At 53.8% G+C, this 20,522-nt stretch carries 18 protein-coding genes and 1 other RNA gene; 16 read left to right on the top strand and 3 right to left on the bottom strand.

Translation table 11 applies throughout. The features are described from left to right. Positions 1-80: 80 nt before the first annotated feature. Positions 81-1,379, bottom strand: coding sequence for an amidase (locus ACHZB8_RS10075; RefSeq protein WP_316860131.1), 1,299 nt, complete (start codon positions 1,377-1,379; stop codon positions 81-83). A gap of 93 nt (positions 1,380-1,472) precedes the next feature. On the opposite strand from ACHZB8_RS10075, the gene ACHZB8_RS10070 reads away from it, so the two are divergent. From ACHZB8_RS10070 to ACHZB8_RS10060, 3 genes are all read left to right on the top strand, one after another. Then, the gene (locus ACHZB8_RS10070; RefSeq protein ID WP_316860130.1) at positions 1,473-2,156 is read left to right on the top strand and encodes an extensin family protein; all 684 of its coding nucleotides are present in this window, start codon (positions 1,473-1,475) and stop codon (positions 2,154-2,156) included. A gap of 137 nt (positions 2,157-2,293) precedes the next feature. Next, on the top strand, positions 2,294-3,004 hold the full coding sequence (locus ACHZB8_RS10065; protein WP_316860129.1) for a DnaJ family molecular chaperone: 711 nt from the start codon (positions 2,294-2,296) through the stop codon (positions 3,002-3,004). Positions 3,005-3,072: 68 nt separating this feature from the next. Next, on the top strand, positions 3,073-3,819 hold the full coding sequence (locus tag ACHZB8_RS10060) for an N-acetylmuramoyl-L-alanine amidase (protein WP_316860128.1): 747 nt from the start codon (positions 3,073-3,075) through the stop codon (positions 3,817-3,819). 35 nt (positions 3,820-3,854) lie between these two features. Here ACHZB8_RS10060 and ACHZB8_RS10055 read toward each other — a convergent pair whose 3' ends face one another. Together ACHZB8_RS10055 and ACHZB8_RS10050 are read right to left on the bottom strand one after the other, a co-directional pair. Then, complete coding sequence (locus ACHZB8_RS10055) at positions 3,855-4,319, bottom strand: glyoxalase superfamily protein (RefSeq protein ID WP_316860127.1); 465 nt, start codon at positions 4,317-4,319, stop codon at positions 3,855-3,857. Between the two features lie 207 nt (positions 4,320-4,526). Next, positions 4,527-5,192 carry a pyridoxamine 5'-phosphate oxidase family protein gene (locus ACHZB8_RS10050; RefSeq protein ID WP_316860126.1) on the bottom strand — a complete coding sequence of 222 codons (666 nt, stop codon included), beginning with the start codon at positions 5,190-5,192 and terminating at the stop codon, positions 4,527-4,529. Between the two features lie 122 nt (positions 5,193-5,314). Here ACHZB8_RS10050 and ACHZB8_RS10045 point away from each other — a divergent pair, with 122 nt between their 5' ends. The 13 genes from ACHZB8_RS10045 to murC all read left to right on the top strand — a co-directional run bounded on the left by ACHZB8_RS10045 (position 5,315) and on the right by murC (position 20,514). Beyond that, entirely contained in the window at positions 5,315-6,802 is a 1,488-nt protein-coding gene (locus ACHZB8_RS10045) for a PLP-dependent aminotransferase family protein (RefSeq protein ID WP_316860125.1), read from the top strand. Between the two features lie 32 nt (positions 6,803-6,834). Then, positions 6,835-7,221, top strand: an RNA gene (rnpB, locus tag ACHZB8_RS10040) — RNase P RNA component class A. Between the two features lie 406 nt (positions 7,222-7,627). Next, positions 7,628-8,101 (top strand): division/cell wall cluster transcriptional repressor MraZ, encoded by a 474-nt coding sequence (locus tag ACHZB8_RS10035; protein ID WP_316860124.1) that lies wholly within the window; start codon positions 7,628-7,630, stop codon positions 8,099-8,101. Next, on the top strand, positions 8,098-9,132 hold the full coding sequence (gene rsmH, locus ACHZB8_RS10030) for a 16S rRNA (cytosine(1402)-N(4))-methyltransferase RsmH (protein ID WP_316860123.1): 1,035 nt from the start codon (positions 8,098-8,100) through the stop codon (positions 9,130-9,132). Before ACHZB8_RS10035 ends, rsmH begins: the two co-directional genes overlap by 4 nt. Next, positions 9,129-9,497, top strand: a complete 369-nt coding sequence (locus ACHZB8_RS10025; protein ID WP_316860122.1) for a hypothetical protein — start codon at positions 9,129-9,131, stop codon at positions 9,495-9,497. The genes rsmH and ACHZB8_RS10025 overlap by 4 nt, the downstream gene beginning before the upstream one ends. A 9-nt stretch (positions 9,498-9,506) precedes the next feature. Beyond that, positions 9,507-11,240, top strand: coding sequence for a penicillin-binding protein 2 (locus ACHZB8_RS10020; RefSeq protein WP_316860121.1), 1,734 nt, complete (start codon positions 9,507-9,509; stop codon positions 11,238-11,240). A 42-nt stretch (positions 11,241-11,282) separates the two neighbouring features. Further along, on the top strand, positions 11,283-12,779 hold the full coding sequence (locus ACHZB8_RS10015; protein ID WP_316860120.1) for a UDP-N-acetylmuramoyl-L-alanyl-D-glutamate--2,6-diaminopimelate ligase: 1,497 nt from the start codon (positions 11,283-11,285) through the stop codon (positions 12,777-12,779). Further along, positions 12,776-14,191, top strand: coding sequence for a UDP-N-acetylmuramoylalanyl-D-glutamyl-2,6-diaminopimelate--D-alanyl-D-alanine ligase (locus tag ACHZB8_RS10010; RefSeq protein ID WP_316860119.1), 1,416 nt, complete (start codon positions 12,776-12,778; stop codon positions 14,189-14,191). Before ACHZB8_RS10015 ends, ACHZB8_RS10010 begins: the two co-directional genes overlap by 4 nt. A gap of 33 nt (positions 14,192-14,224) precedes the next feature. Then, entirely contained in the window at positions 14,225-15,310 is a 1,086-nt protein-coding gene (gene mraY / locus ACHZB8_RS10005) for a phospho-N-acetylmuramoyl-pentapeptide-transferase (RefSeq protein WP_316860118.1), read from the top strand. Positions 15,311-15,387: 77 nt separating this feature from the next. After that, positions 15,388-16,812 (top strand): UDP-N-acetylmuramoyl-L-alanine--D-glutamate ligase, encoded by a 1,425-nt coding sequence (murD, locus tag ACHZB8_RS10000; RefSeq protein WP_316860117.1) that lies wholly within the window; start codon positions 15,388-15,390, stop codon positions 16,810-16,812. Positions 16,813-16,814: 2 nt separating this feature from the next. Next, on the top strand, positions 16,815-17,954 hold the full coding sequence (ftsW, locus tag ACHZB8_RS09995; protein WP_316860116.1) for a putative lipid II flippase FtsW: 1,140 nt from the start codon (positions 16,815-16,817) through the stop codon (positions 17,952-17,954). Between the two features lie 47 nt (positions 17,955-18,001). Further along, positions 18,002-19,108 (top strand): undecaprenyldiphospho-muramoylpentapeptide beta-N-acetylglucosaminyltransferase, encoded by a 1,107-nt coding sequence (gene murG / locus ACHZB8_RS09990; RefSeq protein ID WP_316860115.1) that lies wholly within the window; start codon positions 18,002-18,004, stop codon positions 19,106-19,108. Next, a complete protein-coding gene (gene murC / locus ACHZB8_RS09985; protein ID WP_316860114.1) occupies positions 19,105-20,514 on the top strand; it encodes a UDP-N-acetylmuramate--L-alanine ligase in 1,410 nt (469 codons plus the stop codon). Before murG ends, murC begins: the two co-directional genes overlap by 4 nt. The last annotated feature ends 8 nt before the right edge of the window (positions 20,515-20,522 follow it).

Here is a 20,522-nt window from a genome sequence, read left to right as displayed (position 1 = left end):
TCATGGAACTGTAAAAATGGCGGATGGTGAAGCTTGAATTTCCCATCGCTTCATCCGCGCTTTCAGGCGCTCGATCAGCGTCAGGAATGACAATGGCGTTCGATGGCACCTTCAAGCCAATGCGCAATTTTCAGACTTGAGTGATCACCCATAAATGGACCAATGATCTGGACGCCGAGAGGCAGGCCATTGTCTGCCTTCAGTCCTGTCACATTTATGCAAGGCAGGCCGAACAGGGTCCAGATGCGATTGAAAACCGGGGAGCCTGTGGAAGAGAGACCTTTTGGTGCCGGACCCGTGGCCGAGAGGCTGATGAAGGCGTCCACTTCCTCAAAAAACTCGTTTGTTTCCCGGCGTGCATAGTCTGCGCAGATACGCGCTTCGTCATAGTCGGCAGGTGTTATGGTCTGAGCGAACTCAAGCGCCTGTCGCAAAAGCGGGCTGAGTTTGTCTTTGTGGTGGGCGTATTCCCAGGTCAAAGATTTGAGCGCTTCGAAATCGTGAATGATCTGATGCGCATTGGACGCAGCCAGAAAATGCTTGCTTGGTTCAAACTCATGAATTTCTACCCCGAAGCGCCTCAAGCTGTCGAGCAGGGACAGGAATTGTGCAAGATAGTCGGGGTCTGCTTCCTGCCATTTGTGACTGCGAATGAGGCCGAGTTTTGGAAGAGAGAAATCTGCATCGGGGTCAACCTGTAGATTGCGGTCTGCCAGAACTGAGCTTGCATAGGCACAGTCTGCAACGGTTTTCGCAAACAGACCCACCGTGTCCAGCGTCCAGGACAGCTCCTTTACGCCCCCTTTGGGCAACAGACCGGCAGTTGGCTTATATCCGGTGACACCACAATAGGATGCGGGTCGGATGACTGAGCCTGCGGTTTGTGTGCCAAAGGCCAGATGCGCCATGCCGGTGGCAATGGCGGCAGCGGAGCCGGAAGAGGAGCCGCCCGGCGTGTGGTCCGGGTTGTGGGGATTTCGTGTCGGGCCGGGGTCGAGATAGGCAAATTCCGTCGTTGCCGATTTGCCGATCATTGTGCAGCCCTTGCTGAAAGCTGTCGCAACGAGCGGGGCGTCCCGGACGGTTTCATTATATCGGTAGATCTCGGAATTATATTCGGTTGGTAGCCGTTCCGTCTCATAAATGTCCTTGATGGCGACGCCAATGCCAGCCAATGGCCCTTTGCTGGTTTCCGCTTCCTTGATTGAATGTCCATTGATGGATGTGAAGGCATGGATTTGTGTTTCACAAAGCGCGAGCCGTTCCATGCACTGCTCGATCGAAGCGCCAGTGGTCAGCGTTCCTTCCTCGATCGCCTTGAGCGTGTCCAGAAGGCTGACGGGGGCGATGAGTTCAGATTGATGCGATGCATGTGTCATAACGCTGCCTTAATCTTAACCATTCCCGGAGAGGATGCGCTTAATTGGAAGCAGTCGCAAGCGAGAATCAAAAATATGTTTATGCGCAACTCAATGATCAATCTACTTCTGTCTTGCTTGTTGAGCTTGTTTCTTCTTGCAGGATGTTCGGGTTTTTCCGACTTTGAAGATCTGGAGCAATCCGACTTGCAACGAAATGCGATTTGGCCAGATCCGGCGATTTCGTCCGCAAATTGCCCTGTTGTGGAGCAGCAGCTTGTTGAGGCTCGCGCGCTGCCTTCCATTGTTGGAAAGGGTGGATGCGGTAGCAAGGCGCCCTTTGCCGTGTCGATGCTGAAAGGGCAGCACGCCATTGACTTCTCCAGAGAGGCAACACTTAACTGTGTGATGACGTCACAGCTTCATCGTTTCTTTTCTGAGACCGTGCAGCCTTTGGCAATCAAGACTTACGGCCAACCAGTTGCTTCAATCCAGGTTGCTGCGTCTTACTCTTGCCGACCGCGCAACAGCCGAACAGGGGCCAAGCTTTCCGAGCATGGTCGTGCCAACGCGATCGATATCAGTGCATTCACGCTGGCAGATGGTCGGACGATGACCGTTGAGGAGGATTGGCGCAAGCGGAACAAGGACGGACGGTTTCTGCGTGCGGTCAATCTGGGCGCCTGTCGTTATTTTACAACTGTCATTGGTCCTGCCGGTGACAAATATCATCAGAATCATTTCCATTTTGACCATGGCAGCCACGGGAAAAAGGGCACTTGGCGTCTTTGTCAGTAGTGATTTCCCTTATTTATCAGCGGTTTTTTGGTACCAGAGTGTGTTTTGCCAATTTCAAGGCTCGTAATTCCATAGGGGATTACATAGATTGACGCCTATGTGGTTGAAGAATGGGCTTCAGCCTTGTGGGAGACGTCATGAGTATTTGGAGTCAGATTGGCAATCTTTTCGAGGAGATTCGTCAGAGCGAGGCAATTTCTCAGATTATCGAGAAAGTATCCTCTGCGGTGAGTGGATTAGGTAGTGGGTTTGATCGCAAGCAGGTGACATTCACCATCGCCGTGATTGCCCTTTCTGCCAAAATGGCAAAAGCGGATGGCGTTGTAACTCAGGATGAAATCCTTGTTTTCAGGGATCTTTTTGAAATTCCAGAAGGCGAGGAGCGCAATGTCGCTCGCATTTTCAATCTGGCCAAAAAGGATGTTGCCGGCTACGAGACCTATGCCAATCAGATTGCCAAACTCTATGCGGAAGAGCGCGAAGCACTGGCCGATATTCTCGATGGCCTTTTCATGATCGCGGCCGCAGATGGCGTCATGCACAGTCGGGAGATGATCTATCTTGAAAATGTTGCATCCATTTTCGGAATTTCGGAGCGTTGCTTTGAACGCATCAAGATGAGTCATGTGAAGCCGGACGAGCAGGATCCCTATACCATCCTGGAAGCCGAGCGTTCCATGTCGGACAAGGAACTGAAGAGCCATTATCGCAAGCTGGTGCGGGAGAATCATCCGGATCGGTTGATTGCTCGCGGTGTACCGGAGGAATTCGTGCGGATTTCAACCGAAAAACTGGCAACGATAAACAATGCGTGGTCGATGATTGAGATCGAGCGCGGCTTGCGCTAGGTAAGTGGGGCTGGCTGCTGCCAGATTCTTTCGTTTTTGATTTTGCCTGATGCCTTGCGGAGTTTTCCATGCTGACAGACGTGCAAACCCTGTGCCCCTGTGCGCTTTACCCATCCCCCAATTTCGGTGAGCGCAAGGATGGTCTAGCCGTCGATATGCTGGTTTTACATTATACCGGCATGGAAGATGACAAGCAGGCACTGGATTGGCTTTGCAATGAGCAAAGCGAGGTTTCCTGCCATTATTTTGTCAATCGTGACGGCTCTCTCATCCAGCTGGTTGATGAGAATGCCCGTGCCTGGCATGCAGGACAATCCTTCTGGAAGGGCGAACGAGACATCAATAGCCGGTCGATTGGCATCGAGATCGCCAATTCAGGGCAGGAGCCTTTCCCGAATGATCAGCTTGAAGCGCTGTTGATGCTGAGCATGGATATTTGCTCGCGGCACGATATTCCGGCTTGGCGCGTGCTTGGCCATTCCGATGTATCGCCCGGGCGCAAGATCGATCCGGGGGTCAAATTCCCATGGAGGCAATTGGCTGTTGCCGGGGTCGGGCATTGGGCTGACCCTGACAGGAATACCGGTAGCCTCTTTTTCCAGCTTGGCGACGAGGGGCAACCCATTCAGGCGCTACAGTCGATGCTGGCCCTTTATGGTTATGATGTCGCAGTGACGGGTGTCTTTGATGACCAGACCGAGACTGTCGTCAAGGCATTCCAGTTGCATTTTCGGCCTGAAAAGGTCGATGGCGTTGCAGACACTGCCCTCATCTCTACTCTTTACAAGCTCAACGCCACGCAGCCCAATCTCTAGGGCTGCGTGATGTGTCTGTTCCCTCTCTGATGCAATCAAAGATCGAGTATCATGTGAGGCTGACCATTCGAGGTTTTTTCCCTCGTGGTGCCGTCCGGCCCGATCACCTGTGACGTGCGACTTCGGAAATTGCTCATACTTTCGAAGGTTATGACATCCACTGGTTCATCAAACTGGAATGTCAATCTGTGTCTGCCATCCGCGAGCTTTTGCACCGCCAAGATGATCGCTTCAAAGGGCTGTGAAAGATACAGACCGGAAACCCGGTCGCCGATCTGCCAGTCTCGTGAGAGTTGATTGCCATATTGGGCAAAGAGCGTGTTCCAGTCCCGATAGCCATATTGTTGGGCGATCAGTTCCAGCGACTTGCTGTGAGCAATGTTTATGCCGTCCTTTTGCAACTCGCTTCTAAGCAGTTTTGCTTGCCTTTTGGCTTCGGCAAGGCTTGCTGGCCTTGCTTTGGTCGGCGAATTTTTGTTGATTGAGGTGTCCGATGACATCCCAGCCTCCAGTTTTTACGCATTTCTTCTATTGGATGGGGCTCGCGTTGCCAGCCGCATGAAATGCATGTGGGGCGTGATGTATCATATATGATAACAGATCTTCACCATGACCGAGGTCTGCGAGCGGCAGGTGTCTGCGACCTGCCGCTGATATAGTTGGGGCGATGTGGGCTGTCAAGCGAAAGAACCCAACCATTTTGGACCCTAGCGGCGGCTTGTCAGTTTGCGGATGCTTTCGGCCACAGGGATCCCCTCCTTGAGGCGTGTGTCGTCAATGGCCGGTCCGAAAGCGGTCGTGATGGGCACGATGCCAGCCCAATGATCGAGAGCATAATCCGCTTCGTCATCGATTGGCATCCCAGTGCGGATCTTGGCGGCGGCCTGTTCGATTGTCAGCGCGATGACGGTCGTCGCATTGATTTCCTTTTGTGTTGTCTCGCGTGTCTCGTCCCAGCGGCCCGGGGCCAGATGGTCGGTGATCGCGACCAGTGCGTCATATTTTTCTTTCTCGTCTTCAACGAGCCGTGCCGTGCCGTGAATGTTGACCGAGCGGAAATTCATCGAATGGTGAAAGGCGGAGCGGCCAACGACAAGGCCATCGACAAGTGTGACATTGATGCAGATTGGAAGCCCAAGTTTCAATTGCTTGAGCATGCGTGTCGCCTTTGCGCCATGAATGTAAAGCTGGTCGCCAATGCGGCCATAGGCCATGGGTAACACGAAGGGCTGGTCGTCCTGTACGAAGCCGACTTGTGCAATCAGTCCCTCGTCAAGAATGGCATGGACGGTTTCCTTGTCATAATTGGCTCGTTTTGAAACGCGGACTTTGTTGATCGGGGTGACTGAAAATTGTGTCTGGTTATCCGTCATTCTTCTGGTCCTTGAAATGGCACTTGTCACAAAAAAATGCCCTTTGTTTCTGGTTGGCTTGATAAAACGCCAATTTTGGTCCTAAATAAAGTGCCAAAATGAATAATTTAAGGGAGCCAATTGTGCTTGCCAGTCTGATCCGACTTGATCGTGAAGATGAAAGCCGCCTCGATAGGCAGCTCTTTCTGCAATTGCGCCAGCTCATCATGGATGGGCGACTGTCTGCGGGTTCAAGGTTGCCAGCCTCACGATCTCTGGCAACGGACCTTGGGATCGGGCGCAACACGGTGCTTTTCGCCTATGAGCAATTGGTTCTCGAAGGCTATGTAGAAACTCACGGCCGACGGGGGACCTTGGTGAGCGGTGCCACCCGCGGGTTTCTGGGAATGGCAAAGAATGAGCGGGGTGATGCAATCCACTCAAACGACGTTCGGCTGTCGAGCACTGCAAGCCGCATGATTTCAGTTGCGCGTCGCGATTTACCCGTCTCCATGACCTTTCTTCCCGGCATGCCGGATGTGAGCCAGTTTCCTCATGATGTCTGGGGGCGTTTGTTGCGTCGCGCCTCGCGACAAGCCTTCAATCATCCTGAATTTTCCGGTTACGGTTATTATTCAGGCCTGCCAGCCCTCAAAAAAGCGATCCTTGATCATGGCTCTCTCACGCGGGGGATTGTTGCTGAGGCAGATCAGGTCATGATTTTTTCTTCCGCACAGGCTGCTCTCGATCTGGTTGCAAGATTGTTGCTGGATGAAGGGGATGCCGCCCTGCATGAGCAACCCGGCTATTCAGGCATGTTGGCTGCGCTCAAGGCGGTTGGCGCGCGCACTCTGCCGATCAATGTGGATAGAGACCGTCCCTATGAAGGATTGGATCACCTGCTGGGCGGTGAGCATCGCCCGCGTCTTGTCTATTGTACGCCCTCGCACCAATTTCCCACTGGTCGGTTGATGTCCTTGCAGGAACGTCTCTCTCTTTTGGCATTTTCCGCAAAGCAGGGTTGCTTCATTCTTGAAGATGATTATGACAGCGAGTTCCACTTTACCGGCTCACCCATTTCCAGCCTGCAAGGGCTCGATCAGGGCGAGCAGGTCATCTATATGGGTACTTTTTCAAAATCACTGATGCCATCCCTGCATGTTGCCTATCTGATCGTTCCCAGGCGACTTGTGGAACCGGTGAAACGGATGGTGCGCAATGTGGGAGCGGTTCCGTCGGGGGTGGTGCAGGCGGCCCTTGCCCATTTTATCGATGAAGGCCACTTTCGGGCCTATGTGGCTCACATGACAAAGCTCTATCGAGAGCGGCGGGATTGTCTGGTCCACCATCTGGGAGAGGTTTGCGGTCAATGGATTGATCCTGTGGTGCCTGATGGTGGCATCCAGCTGTCCGGCCTTTTCAAGGGAGATGCCAGCCTGCTTGATGACGGGCAGGTTGCCGCACTGCTTGGCCGGCGAGGGATTGAAGTGTCCGCCCTGTCATCACTTTACTGGGCCGACGGTAAAATGGAGCGGTCAGGTCTGTTGTTCGGCTATGCAGCCAGCGATCAGGAGGAGATCAGGGCCGGGGTGGCAAGCCTTGCGCGCCTCTTGAGTGATATCGCCCCTTGACCTCGGAGCCGGAAAAGCTTAGGTCCAACAGACCAGTCGGTCGGGCAGCCGCACCGGTCGCGCGAAAGCAATCCGGTGAGGAAAGTCCGGGCTCCATGAAAGCACGGTGCCGGGTAACGCCCGGCGGAGGCGACTCTAGGGAAAGTGCCACAGAAAGCAAACCGCCTGACATCTGTCGGGTAAGGGTGAAAGGGTGAGGTAAGAGCTCACCGCGCCTTCAGTAATGAAGGTGGCAGGGTAAACCCCACCGGGAGCAAAACCGAATAGGAATGACGTGGGTGCAAGCCCGGCTTGCTTTCAGGCCAGTCATTCGGGTGGGTTGCTAGAGGCATTCAGCAATGGATGCACCAGATGAATGGTTGCCACGCAAGGAATTTATTCTTGCCATACAGAACCCGGCTTACAGACCGACTGGTAATTCTTTCCTGAATATTTGAGTTCTTAATTGAGATCTTACGAAACTGCGCGATTTTTGTCGAAGCAGCTAGTGATTTGCTGTTCGTGTCTGCCTGCATGTTCAATCAGCACAATCGGTAGACTTTCGCATTCGACCAAATTACTTTTCCCAATTTTATTTTGTCGCAGCAATAAATTCGACCCTTCATCAACCCTTTGTTAATATTGATCTTCTCAAAATGCGAGACTCTTGTCTAACGTTCTGACTCCATTTGAATCCGTTGACGCCCATAAAATCCCATGGTATCCCATATTTAGCATCCTCTGGACCATATCGTTAGAAATGACCTGGATTTCTCGGTGAAGGATGTCGGCAAGTATTCGAGTCTGGTGTTTGGCTCTCAAAAGGCAGTGCGTATGGACGATTTCGTGTCCAAATTTGTTAATCGGCTGGATTCAAAGGGGCGTGTCTCTATCCCTGCGTCCTTTCGGCAGGTTCTTGCGCGCGATGGTCTGGAGACTTTGTTTTGTTCGCCATCTCTGGAGCTGGAGGCGGTGGATGCCGGTGGCAAAGAGCTAAGAAAGAAGATCGATAGTCATCTGGAAGAGTTTGATGGCTTTACCGAAGAGAGGGAAATGCTAGGTGCAGCTCTCCTGGGTGAAAGCGAATATTTGAAAATCGACAAGGACGGACGCGTGGTGCTCAGTGAGAAGATCAAGGATCATACCGGAATAACCGATAGCGTCGTCTTTGTGGGGCACGGGTATAAATTCCAGATTTGGAGCCCGGAACGTTACGAAGTCTATATTGCAGAAGCCACTCGACAGGCACTGGCCTTGCGCAAGGCCATGGCGGCTAAACGGCGCGCGCAAAGAGAGGCTGGTCTGGAGGGCAAGGCATGACCCATCCTTCACGGCTTGATGTCGAGGACGATACTGCCCGTCACCTACCTGTTCTGATTGACGCTGTTGTCGATGCTCTTGCACCGCGGGAGGGTCAGTGGATTCTTGATGGCACCTTTGGCTATGGAGGATATTCCGAGGCCATTCTTCAGGCTGGAGCCAATGTGCTGGCGGTTGACCGTGATCCTGATGCCTTGGTCAGGGCGACCGAGTTTGAGGCTCGCTATGGTTCTCGGTTCAAGTTTGTTGCGGGTTGCTTTAGTGAACTGGCGGATATCGCCAGGCAAGCGCTTGAGGAACCGCTTGATGGTGTCGTTCTTGATATTGGTGTTTCCTCCATGCAACTCGATGAGGCAGAGCGTGGCTTCTCCTTCATGCAGAATGGTCCGCTCGACATGAGAATGTCACAAAGTGGCCCCACCGCTGCCGATATTGTCAATGAATATAGTGAGGGCGAACTGGTTCGGATTTTTCGCGAACTGGGTGAAGAGAAACAGGCGCGGCGGATTGCCAGTGCGATTGTCGCACGGCGCGGTGTGGTGCCCTTCTCGACAACACTCGATTTGGCGAATGTGATCGAGCGGGTGGTCGGGCATAAGCCACACCAGAAAATACACCCCGCGACCCGTGTCTTTCAGGCACTCAGAATTTTCGTCAATGGCGAGCTTGATGAACTGGTCGATGGTTTGGTTGCGTCAGAGCTCTGCCTTGGAACGGGTGGAAAGCTTGTGGTTGTGACTTTCCATTCGCTTGAAGACCGAATTGTCAAACGCTTCTTTCAGGAGCGTTCCAAGACCCATTCCGGCGGATCGAGATATTTGCCGGAGCAGGACCTCGCAGCTCCAAGCTTCGAAATGCTCGTCAAGGGCGGGGTTGGTCCTGAAGAAGAAGAATTGGCGCGCAATCCGCGTTCCCGATCAGCCAAGCTTAGGGCTGGTTTGAGGACCGATGCAGCGCCTCACATGCTAGATGCGCGCGGGCTTGGGTTGCCCAACATGTTGGCGGAGAACCGCTCTGGAGGCCGTTCATGAGCAGACTCATCAATTTTCTCCTCTTCCTTTTTGTTTTGATCGGGGCCTTCTGGCTCTATCAGGTCAAGCATGAGGCCAAGGTGGAAGGGGAGAAAATCGCCACATTGGAAAAGCAGATCCAGGACGAAAAGGATGCGCTTCTGCTGCTCAAAGCCGAATGGAGCTATTTGAACCGTCCGGAACGAGTGCAAATGCTGAACGATGAATTCACCGACAAACTGGGGCTGAAAAGCATTGAGCCCTATCAGATCGGAGATTTGTCCGATGTGCCTGACAGGGATGATGAGCTTATGCCGGGCGCTGTCGTGCATGATCTTGAGGCGCTGATGGACCAGACACATCCTCAGTCCGTGAAAACGCAATAGGGGACGAGAATGGTTGATGCGGCCCAAAATTTCGACATTGCAAAATCGGTCAGTCATCGGTTCGACTTCGAGGGCGCGAACAAGGTGCGTTCACGGGCGACGCGGGATCGCATTTTTTTTGCAATGCTGGTCTTTTTCAGCTGTTTCTTGTTGATGTTTGGTCGCCTTGTTGCGTTGGGGCTGGAGCAGCAGGCTGTCGGGAAAAATACCGTCGCACAGGGAGAACTTGCCAGTACTCGCCCTGATCTTGTTGACCGAAATGGTGAAATTCTTGCGACTGATATCAAGACAGCATCGGTTTTTGCCGAACCGAACAAGATTGTTGATGTTGAAGAGACCATTGAAGGCGTGTTGAGTGTCTTTCCCGATCTCGATGCCGATACGCTTCGAGCCCGCCTTTCCAACAAGAAGTCCAACTTTGCATGGATCAAGCGGGAGATTACGCCGCGCCAACAGCAGGCAATCCACGAAAAGGGTATACCAGGTCTTGATTTTCTGAGCGAAAACAAGCGCTTCTATCCTGCTGGCAGCACAGCATCCCATATTCTCGGCCTTGTCAATGTCGATAATGCCGGTATCGCGGGGATGGAGAAGTTTGTCGATGACACCGTGCTGAGCGAGGATGACGAGCAAAGGGCGGAGTCGCAAAGCACTCTTGGGAATGGCCCTATCCAGCTTTCCATCGATCTGCGGGTTCAGCATGCCTTGCGGGACGAATTGCAAAAGAGCATGACCAAGTTCAAGGCCATGGCTGCGGCTGGTGTCGTGCTTGACGCAAAGAATGGCGAAGTGCTTGGCATGGCTTCCTTGCCCGACTTTGATCCCAACAATCCGGTCGATGTCAATAAGCCCGATCATCTCAATCGGATGACGGCGGGCGTTTATGAGATGGGGTCCGTGTTCAAAACCGTGACGGTTGCAATGGCGCTTGATTCCGGCAGTGTGCATCTGAATGACAGTTTTGATGCGCGCAAACCGATCCGTGTCAGTGGCAGCACCATCAGTGATTTTCATGCCAAGAAAAAGATCCTCTCGGTGCCAGAAGTGTTCGTCTATTCCTCCAACGTCGGGTCAGCAAAAATGGCCTTGAAGGTCGGGCGGGAAAACCATCAGGAATTCCTTCGCAAGGCGCACTTGCTGGAACGGGTTCAGACGGAACTGCCGGAGTCACGTCTTCCCGTCTATCCGAAGGGAAAGAGATGGACCGATCTGTCTACCATGACAATCAGTTTCGGACACGGGGTTCAGGTCAGCCCGTTGCAGTTCACAGCAACTGCCGCTGCCTTGGTGAATGGCGGACTTTATGTCAAACCGACTTTCCTGAAGCGGAAACACAAGCTTCAGGATAGCGAAAGAGAGAGAATTATCAGCGATAAGACCAGCGCCGAAGTGCGTTATCTTATGCGCTTGAATGCCGTCAAGGGTTCAGGTAAACGTAGTCGGGTCGACGGGTATCTGGTTGGTGGCAAGACAGGCACCGCCGAGAAGGTGATCGATGGCAAGTATGCGAGCAATCGGTTGCGCAACTCCTACCTGGCCGCATTTCCAATTGATGATCCCCAATATGTGGTTCTTGTCATGCTGGACGAACCAAAGGGTCTTAAAGAAACTTACGGGTATGCCACTGCCGGGGTCAATACTGCGCCTCTTGCAGGTGCGGTCATCCGAAGGATCGGTTCAATCCTGGGGGTTAAACCCCGTTTTGATGAAAAGACTGTTTCAACAGTTGAGGCATCCTTCTAAAGCTTAGGCCGGTCGACAATAATAGAGCCGGAGAACTGTTGAATGAACTTGGTTAAATTGTTGGGCGTTCTGGATGAACCCATCGCAGATTTTCTATTGGTCAATCTGGGTGAAAAGCATGTTGCAGGCGTGACTGCCGATAGTCGCAAAGTCGAAAAGGGGTTTGTCTTTGTCGGTGTTCCCGGCTCGCAGGTTGATGGCGCAAAGTTCGTCCCGCAGGCCTTGAAGCAAGGCGCCATTCTGGCTCTCATTTCGGATCAGTCCAAATTGCCGTTTGATTTCGACCCGAGTTCCAAGCCGATATTTCGAATTCAGGATCCTCATTTGGCTCTTGCACGTCTTGCAGGGGCCTTTTATTCAGCCGACCTTGAGCATGTGGCCGCGGTCACCGGCACCAATGGCAAGACATCCATTGCCTCCTTTTTGCGCCAGATATGGGCCGCAAATGGCAGGCAGGGTGCCAATATTGGGACGATCGGCATCGAAGGGCCAAAGGGGAGCGTCTATGGCGGTCTGACCACGCCCGATCCTGTCGGATTGATGCAAAGCGTTCAACATCTCGTCCAAGAGGGTGTCACACATCTGGCCCTTGAAGCGTCAAGTCACGGTCTTGAGCAGAAAAGACTGGATTGTCTTACGGTTGATGTGGGGGCTTTCACCAATCTGACGCGCGATCATTTGGATTATCACGGCACATTTGAATCCTATCGCGACGCCAAATCCCAGTTATTCACCCGTCTGGTGCGAGACGGGGGGACGGCCGTCATCAATCTGGATGATCCTGTCGGGTCGCATTTCCTCAAGCTTGCCAAGGATCGTGGGCTTTCATGCTTCACGGTTGGACAGAGCCCGGACGCCGATCTTGTGATCCGCTCGATTGTTGTCGAGGGGCTTGATCAGAGAGTGACACTTTCTGGCCTCTGGGGCGATGTGGAATGCAAGCTTCCGCTTGTCGGAGCCTTTCAGGTATCAAATGCGCTGGTTGCCGGGTTGATGGCTTATGCCGGTGGTCTTGAGCCGTCCGGCATTCTTGCAAGCATCGCTCAGCTCAAAGGGGCCTGTGGCCGCATGGAGCTTGTGGCACATGCCGGGCCTGATACGGCGATCTATGTCGATTATTCCCATACTCCTGATTCCCTGGAGGTCGCGCTCAAGGCCTTGAGACCGTTCGTCAAGGGCCGGTTGATTGTGGTCTTTGGCGCGGGAGGGGACCGCGATACGGGCAAGCGCCCCATGATGGGCAAGGCAGCAAATGATTTTGCCGATTATGCCATTGTCACGGATGACAATCCCCGGTCAGAAGATCCTGCAACCATTCGTGCCGCTGTCATGGAAACTGTTGAGAATGGGGTAGAAATCGGCGGTCGTCAGGATGCGATCACATTTGCAGTGGATATGATGAAGGCCGGAGATATTCTGCTCGTTGCTGGCAAAGGGCATGAGCGCGGGCAGTCGATTGCAGGCGAAATATTGCCGTTCTCGGATCATGAAGCCATTGGCAAGGCCTTGATTGACACGGGCAAGGGAGAGGAAATTTGAACCCACTTTGGTCATCAGCGGATTTTATTGCCGCCATTGCACCGAGTGAACAGCCCGGTTTGATCGAGGATGTCGAAGGTATTTCGATTGACAGTCGCACGGTTCAGCCGGGGGATGCCTTTTTCGCAATCAAGGGTGAGCGGTTTGACGGTCACGCATTCGCGCGCGCAGCACTTGGAGCCGGGGCGAGCGTTGTTGTGCTGGAAACCGCACAAAGGAAAGAATTCCCGGATCTGTCCGAACGGGTGGTTTTTGTCGAGGATGTGCTCGAGGCGTTGGAGCGGCTCGGGCAGGCAGCCCGTGAGCGCATGTCGGGCAAGGTGATCGCGATCACCGGCAGTGTCGGCAAGACAAGCACGAAGGATGCCCTTTGGGCGGCGCTGAAGCCAAGCGGCAAAGTGCACGCTGCCGTCTCTTCTTTCAACAATCATTGGGGCGTGCCTGTGACCCTGGCGCGGATGCCACAGGATACCGATTTTGGCATTTTCGAAGTCGGAATGAACCATCCCGGCGAAATCAGACGCCTGATTGGGATGGTCAGGCCAGATCTGGCGATGATCACCACTATTGTTGCGGCCCATATCGGCAATTTCGCGACTATTGACGAGATAGCAGCTGCGAAGGCGGAGATTTTCGAAGGCGTGGTTCCCGGTGGGGCCGTCCTTTTCAATGGTGACATCCCGTTCAGCTCCTTTTTGGACGAAAAGGCAAGAGGGCAGGGCATAGACTGTCGTTTCAGGTTTGGGACTGCCGCTGATGCCGATGTCAGATGTGTATCCCTGAAAATGAGCCCGGAGGGGTCCGATCTAGACCTGTCACTGTTTGGCCGTTCCCTGTCTTGCCATATCGGGGCACCGGGTGAGCATCTGGCGATGAATGCTCTTGCGGTTCTTGGTGCTGTCGAGCTTGTGGGCGGAAGCGCCGAGGCAGGATGTCAGGCGCTGTCAGGGCATGGGGCCAGCAAGGGGCGTGGTAAACGGCATGAGCTTTCCGTCGGGGACGGATCCTTTCTGCTTGTCGATGAGAGCTACAATGCCAATCCTTCTTCGGTCGCGGCTGCCTTGCAAGCGCTGGGTCTGATGGGGACCGTCAGGCGCAAAATTGCCGTGTTGGGCGATATGCTGGAACTGGGTGAAGACAGCGCAGCGTTGCATGAAGGCTTGATTGATCCGCTGATGAAAGCAAATATCGATCTCGTCTATCTCTGCGGTCCGGAGATGGCTCACCTATTGGAAAAAGTACCTATCGCAATGCGCGGCACCTATGCTAAAGCATCGGCGGATCTCATTGCACCGCTTGCAGATGATATTTGTGCGGGCGATGTGGTCATGGTGAAGGGATCACTAGGTTCAAAAATGGGACCTGTCGTAACCGCATTGTTGGATAGATTTGAAGGACGCACCGGATCTTGACCCGGCGCTGATATTGAAAGGCCTGTATTTGAGATGCTTATGTATCTTGTTGAAATTTCGGATCAAATTTCTGTATTTAACGTATTCCGTTATCTCACATTTAGGACGGCTGGTGCCATCATTACCGCGCTTTTGTTCGTGTTCATGTTCGGGCCGACGATCATCAAGGCCCTGAGGGTTCGTCAGGGCAAGGGGCAACCTATTCGCGAGGACGGGCCGCAAAGCCATCTCTTGACGAAAAAGGGAACGCCGACCATGGGCGGGCTGATGATTCTCAGCGGCCTCATCATGGCGACCCTGCTTTGGGCAAACTGGGCCAATTCCTATGTCTGGATCGTGCTTTTCGTTACGATCGGCTTTGGCCTTATCGGTTTCTATGATGATTATCTGAAGGTTTCACGGTCTTCTCACAAAGGTTTTTCCGGTCGGGTCCGACTGGCGATCGAGGCCCTGATTGCGGGCATGGCCTGTCTTGCGGTTGCAAAGCTGGGCGAGGCGCCTTTCGCGACGACCGTCACCTTTCCGTTTTTCAAGGATATCCTGCTTGATCTTGGCTGGTTCTTTGTCCCCTTTGGTCTGTTTGTGATCGTGGGTGCTGGCAATGCGGTCAATCTCACTGACGGACTGGATGGATTGGCCATTGTGCCGGTGATGATCGCCAGCGCCACCTTTGGTGTGATTGCCTATCTGTCGGGTAACGAGATTTTTGCTGACTATCTTCAGATCCATTATGTGCCCGGAACCGGTGAATTGCTCGTGCTTTGCGGAGCGATGGTTGGTGCTGGTCTGGGGTTCTTGTGGTTCAATGCTCCACCTGCTGCGATTTTCATGGGCGATACGGGCTCCCTGGCCCTCGGCGGCATGCTGGGTGCCATTTCTGTCGTGACGAAACACGAGTTGGTTCTGGCAATCGTGGGCGGGCTGTTTGTGCTCGAGGCCGTTTCAGTCATCATTCAGGTTGCGTCCTTTAAACTCACCGGACGACGGGTCTTCCGCATGGCTCCGATTCATCATCACTTCGAACATAAGGGATGGACCGAACCTCAGGTGGTTATTCGCTTCTGGATTATTGCTGTGGTGTTGGCGCTGATCGGTCTGGCAACCCTCAAATTGCGCTAGTGTTATGTGCCCCTGTCTCGGTTGGCAGGGAGTAGGGTCGAAGACTGGTCGTTTATTTTGCAAGAATGAGGAACAAGATGATCCCGATTACCATTTTCAAAGATAAAAAGGTTGCGGTATTCGGGCTTGGCGGCAGTGGCCTTGCGACGCTTGAGGCCCTTGCGGCAGGTGGCGCATTGGTGTTTGCCTATGACGACAAGGAAGAAAGCCGGAACAAGGCTGCCGCAATCGATGGCGTGGACGTCATGGATCTGCGCAATGCCGATTGGTCGCAATTTTCCGCTCTGGTTCTGGCTCCGGGGGTTCCGCTCACTCATCCTGAACCGCACTGGAGCGTTCAATATGCAAAAGAGGCCGGTGTCGAGGTCATCGGAGACATCGAGCTATTCTGTCGCGAGCGGAATGCTCAAGGGGCTGATTGTCCTTTCATCGCCATCACGGGAACCAACGGTAAGTCCACGACAACGGCGCTGGTTTCGCATCTTCTGAAAGAAGCCGGGCTTGATGTGCAGATGGGGGGGAATATCGGCACACCCATTCTGGCGCTGGAACCGTTTGTGACCGACCGGATCTATGTCATCGAGGTGTCTTCCTTCCAGATCGATCTGGCACCAACGATCAATCCATCGATTGGGGTTCTTCTGAATATTTCCGCCGATCACCTTGATCGCCACGGAGACCTGATGAGCTATGCCCGCATCAAGTCTCGGATGGTTTCGTCTTCCGATCTTGCCGTGATTGGCCTTGATGACCGGCTGTGTGCCAATGTGGCCAGCAATCTAAGGCTCAAGGGGCGGGCTGTTGTGACTATTTCTGGCTTTGGCAATGAGCGGGCGATGATGGCGGCTCCCGATGGCATTTTGCAAAGCATGGAAGGTGATTTCCTGTTCAATCTCGATCAGGCGCGTGCCTTGCGTGGAACGCATAACGCGCAAAATGCGGCGGCAGCGGTTGCTGTCGTGCGTCAGCTTGATTTGGCGCCCGCAGCTCTGGCGCATGGTCTCAAGTCCTTTGGCGGGCTGGAACACCGGATGGAAGAGGTGGGAGCGAAGGACGGGCTATTGTTTATCAATGACTCCAAAGCCACCAATGCCGATGCCGCGTCCCGTGCGCTGGCTGCCTTCCCGGAGGTTCACTGGATCGTTGGCGGGCTTGCCAAGGCTGGTGGTATCGAAAGTCTGACCGATCTGTTTTCCCACGTGAAGCATGCCTATCTGATTGGGGCGTCTTCGGAAGCTTTTGCCGAGACCCTTTCCCGGAACGGTGTCGCCTTCCATCTTTGTGGGCATATGGATGTGGCGCTATCGGATGCCGTGAAGGCTTGCAAGGAAGAGAGCATGAGCTCGGGAGAACGGGTCATTCTTCTTTCTCCGGCTTGTGCATCCTTTGATCAGTTTCCCAATTTCATGAAACGGGGCGACATTTTCCGAGAGGCTGTTGCTGCCTATCTTGCAAGTGGAACGGTCGAGGTTGATCTTTCTCATCGACCGGTTGGGGAGTGACAATGCGCCGAACGCGGAAAAATCTGCTGACGGAATGGTGGTGGACGATTGACCGTCCGACGTTGATTGCGCTTGTGCTTCTTCTATTTGCTGGCCTTGTATTGTCTATGGCCGCAAGTCCCGCCGTCGCAGAACGGCTCAGGCTGGATTCCTTTCATTTTCTCAAGCGACACGCCCTGTTTCTACCCATCGCGTTTGGGGTGATGATCAGTATCACATTTCTCACCCCTCGCGGCATCCGCAGGTTGGCGCTCGTCGTTTTGATCCTGTCTCTCCTGGGGATGGTGCTGACGTTGCTTTTCGGCTTTTCAGCAAAAGGGGCCCAGCGCTGGATTATTGTTGCGGGTTTCTCGTTGCAGCCATCGGAATTTCTGAAACCGGCCTTTGTTGTCATCGTTGCCTGGCTTTTTGCAGAAAATGATCGCAGGCCCGAAATACCGGGCATTCTGTTTTCGATCATAATCTTCCTGATATCGGTTGCTTTGCTTATTGCGCAGCCTGACTTTGGCCAGACGATCCTGTTGGCGCTGGTCTGGGCGGGGCTGTTTTTTATGGCGGGAATGCCGCTATTCTGGATATTCCTATTTGCCGGGCTTGGCGTTGGCGGGCTTACGATGGCCTATTTCCTCGTGCCCCATGTCACTGGCAGGATCAACCGCTTTCTTGATCCAACCACAGGTGATACCTATCAGGTTGACACCGCGATGGAGGCGATTGTTCGGGGGGGCTGGCTTGGTGTCGGGCCGGGCGAGGGGATGGTCAAGCGCGTTCTGCCGGACTCTCATACCGACTTCATCTTTGCGGTTCTGGCCGAGGAATTTGGTATCATCGTTTGCATGTTACTGATCGCGGTTTATCTGTTCATTGTGGTGCGCTCTTTGAAACAGGCTCTCAATACGCAGGATCTGTTTCGCAGACTGGCCATTGCCGGTTTGACATTGCTGTTCGGGCTTCAGGCGGTTATCAATATCGGCGTGAATTTGAAATTGATGCCAGCCAAGGGCATGACATTGCCCTTCATTTCCTATGGTGGATCGTCGCTTCTCTCAGTCGCCATGACTGTGGGCTTTCTTCTGGCGCTGACGCGAAAACGCCCAGAAGTGGGTTTAGAGAGAAGGCAGTTTTTCGAGCCCTATGAATAGACTGGCTTGCCATTTTTGAGGGAGCCCCTTTTTTGCGGGAAATATCCATGACAAAGACAATCTTGCTGACCGCAGGGGGAACCGGCGGCCATCTCTTTCCGGCGCAGGCGCTCGCGCATGCGCTCATCGCGCGAGGGTGGGATGTTCATTTGGCGACCGATGGTCGGGCGGAGCAATATGGTCATGACTTTCCTGCCACGAGCGTGAGAATTATTCCTTCCGCAACGCCTTCTGTGCGCAATCCACTCAAGATGGCAAAAGCCGTGATGACCCTGATGAAAGGGGTGTTGGCAGCACGCAAGGTGCTCAAGGAAATCAAACCCGATGTCGTGGTCGGGTTTGGTGGTTATCCGACGGTACCTCCGATCCTTGCTGCCCGATTTGGCGGTGTTCCCTCCATCCTGCACGAGCAGAATTCCGTGATGGGCCGCGCCAACCGCTTTCTCGGCAAGGGTGTGAGCGCCATCGCCGCGAGTTTCCCCATCAAAAAGGGGGCCGAGGGACTTGAAGGCAAGATCACTCTGACAGGCAATCCCGTGCGGCCAATGGTTGCCGAGGCGGCAAGGATTGATTTCGAGCCATTGACGTATGATGGCGAAATCCGGCTTGTGGTCTTTGGCGGTTCGCAAGGGGCGCGCTTTTTCTCTGAATATATGCCCGGGGCCTTGGGGCGTTTGCCCAAGGATATCCGGGATCGTATCCGGCTTGTCCAGCAATGCCGCAAGGAAGACCTTCTGAAGGTCAAGGTGGGATATCGGGAATTGGAGCTCAAGGCAGATCTTGCACCCTTCTTTGCCGATTTGCCGGGCCAGATTGCAAAGGCACATCTGGTTGTTTGTCGCTCTGGTGCTTCATCGATCAGTGAGCTGGCTGCCATCGGACGCCCCTCCATTCTGGTGCCGTTGCCCGGAACTCTCGATCAGGATCAGCATGCCAATGCGATGGTTCTGGAAGAGGCAGGCGCGGCGTGGGTCTTGCAACAGCGCGGATTACGGCCTAATGAGATTTCCGATTTGCTTGAAGAGCTGATAGCAAATCCGGACAAATTGAGTGATGCAGCCAAGGCAGCGCGGGCACAAGGGAAACTTGATGCCGCAGAACGCCTGGCGGATCTGGTAGAGACGATGGCGAAGACTTCAGGAGATGCCAAATGAAAATGCCTCAAAATATTGGCCCGGTGCATTTTGTCGGGATTGGCGGGATCGGCATGTCCGGCATTGCGGAAGTTCTGCTCAATCTTGGATATGAAGTTCAGGGCAGCGATATCTCTGAAGGCGCCAATGTGGTGCGTCTGCGGGAGCAGGGCATCAAGGTGATGGTTGGCCATGCTGCCGAGAATATTGGCGATGCAGAAGTGGTTGTGGTGTCTTCCGCCATCAAACCGGACAATCCGGAACTCAAGGAAGCCCGTGCGCGTCTTCTACCGGTTGTGCGCCGCGCTGAAATGCTGGCTGAACTGATGCGGTTCAAATCATCAATTGCGGTTGGCGGCACCCACGGCAAGACAACAACCACGTCGCTTGTCGCCGCGTTGCTTGATGCTGGCGGGACAGACCCTACCGTCATCAATGGTGGCATCATCAATGCCTATGGCACCAATGCCCGGATGGGGGGCGGTGACTGGATGGTGGTGGAAGCGGACGAGTCTGACGGAACCTTTGTCAAGCTGCCCGCCGATATTGCGATTGTGACCAATATCGATGCCGAACATCTGGACCATTATGGTGACTATGATGCAGTCAAGGATGCGTTTCGTGCCTTTGTCGAGAATGTACCCTTTTATGGATTTGCGGCCATGTGTCTTGACCATCCGGTGGTTCAGACCCTTGTCGGTCAGATCGAGGATCGCCGTATTGTAACCTATGGGACAAACCCGCAAGCCGACGTGCGCTATAAGGATTTACGTTCGGAAGGGGGCGTCAGTCGATTTACGGTAGAAATCAGAGACCGGCGTGCTGGTGAGGTTGAAGAGATTTCGGGGCTGGTTCTGCCCATGCCCGGCGAACATAATGTGGCCAATGCGACGGCGGCGATTGCTGTTGCACATGATCTTGGTATCTCGGCAGACGATATCCGCAAAGGGCTTTCCAGCTTTGGTGGCGTGAAACGGCGTTTCACTCATGTCGGGAACTGGAACGGCATTGAAATCATCGATGACTATGCTCATCATCCGGTCGAGATTGCGGCGGTGATGCGGGCGGCGCGTCAGGCAAGTCAAGGCAAGGTGATCGCCGTGATGCAACCTCACCGTTATACCCGTCTGCAAAATCACTTTGAAGATTTCTGCACCTGTATGAATATTGCCGATCACGTGCTGGTGGCCGATGTATATCCGGCTGGAGAAAAGCCTATTGAAGGTGTCGATGCCGATGCACTGGTTGAAGGTCTGAAAAGCCATGGTCACCGCAATGCGGCCTTGCTTGGTCCTGCGGATGGGTTGGCTGCCAGGATACGTGCAATCGCCGAGCCGGGGGACTATGTCGTTTGTCTCGGTGCGGGTAGCATCACCACTTGGGCGAACGGGTTGGAAACGGCTCTCAAGGCGCTCGCAAAAGACTGACAGGTGGA

Origin of the sequence: uncultured Cohaesibacter sp. (assembly GCF_963556055.3) — a bacterium.
Taxonomy (GTDB): domain Bacteria; phylum Pseudomonadota; class Alphaproteobacteria; order Rhizobiales; family Cohaesibacteraceae; genus Cohaesibacter.
Note: the sequence above shows the minus strand (reverse complement) of the source record. Positions and strands in the feature narration are given on the sequence as shown.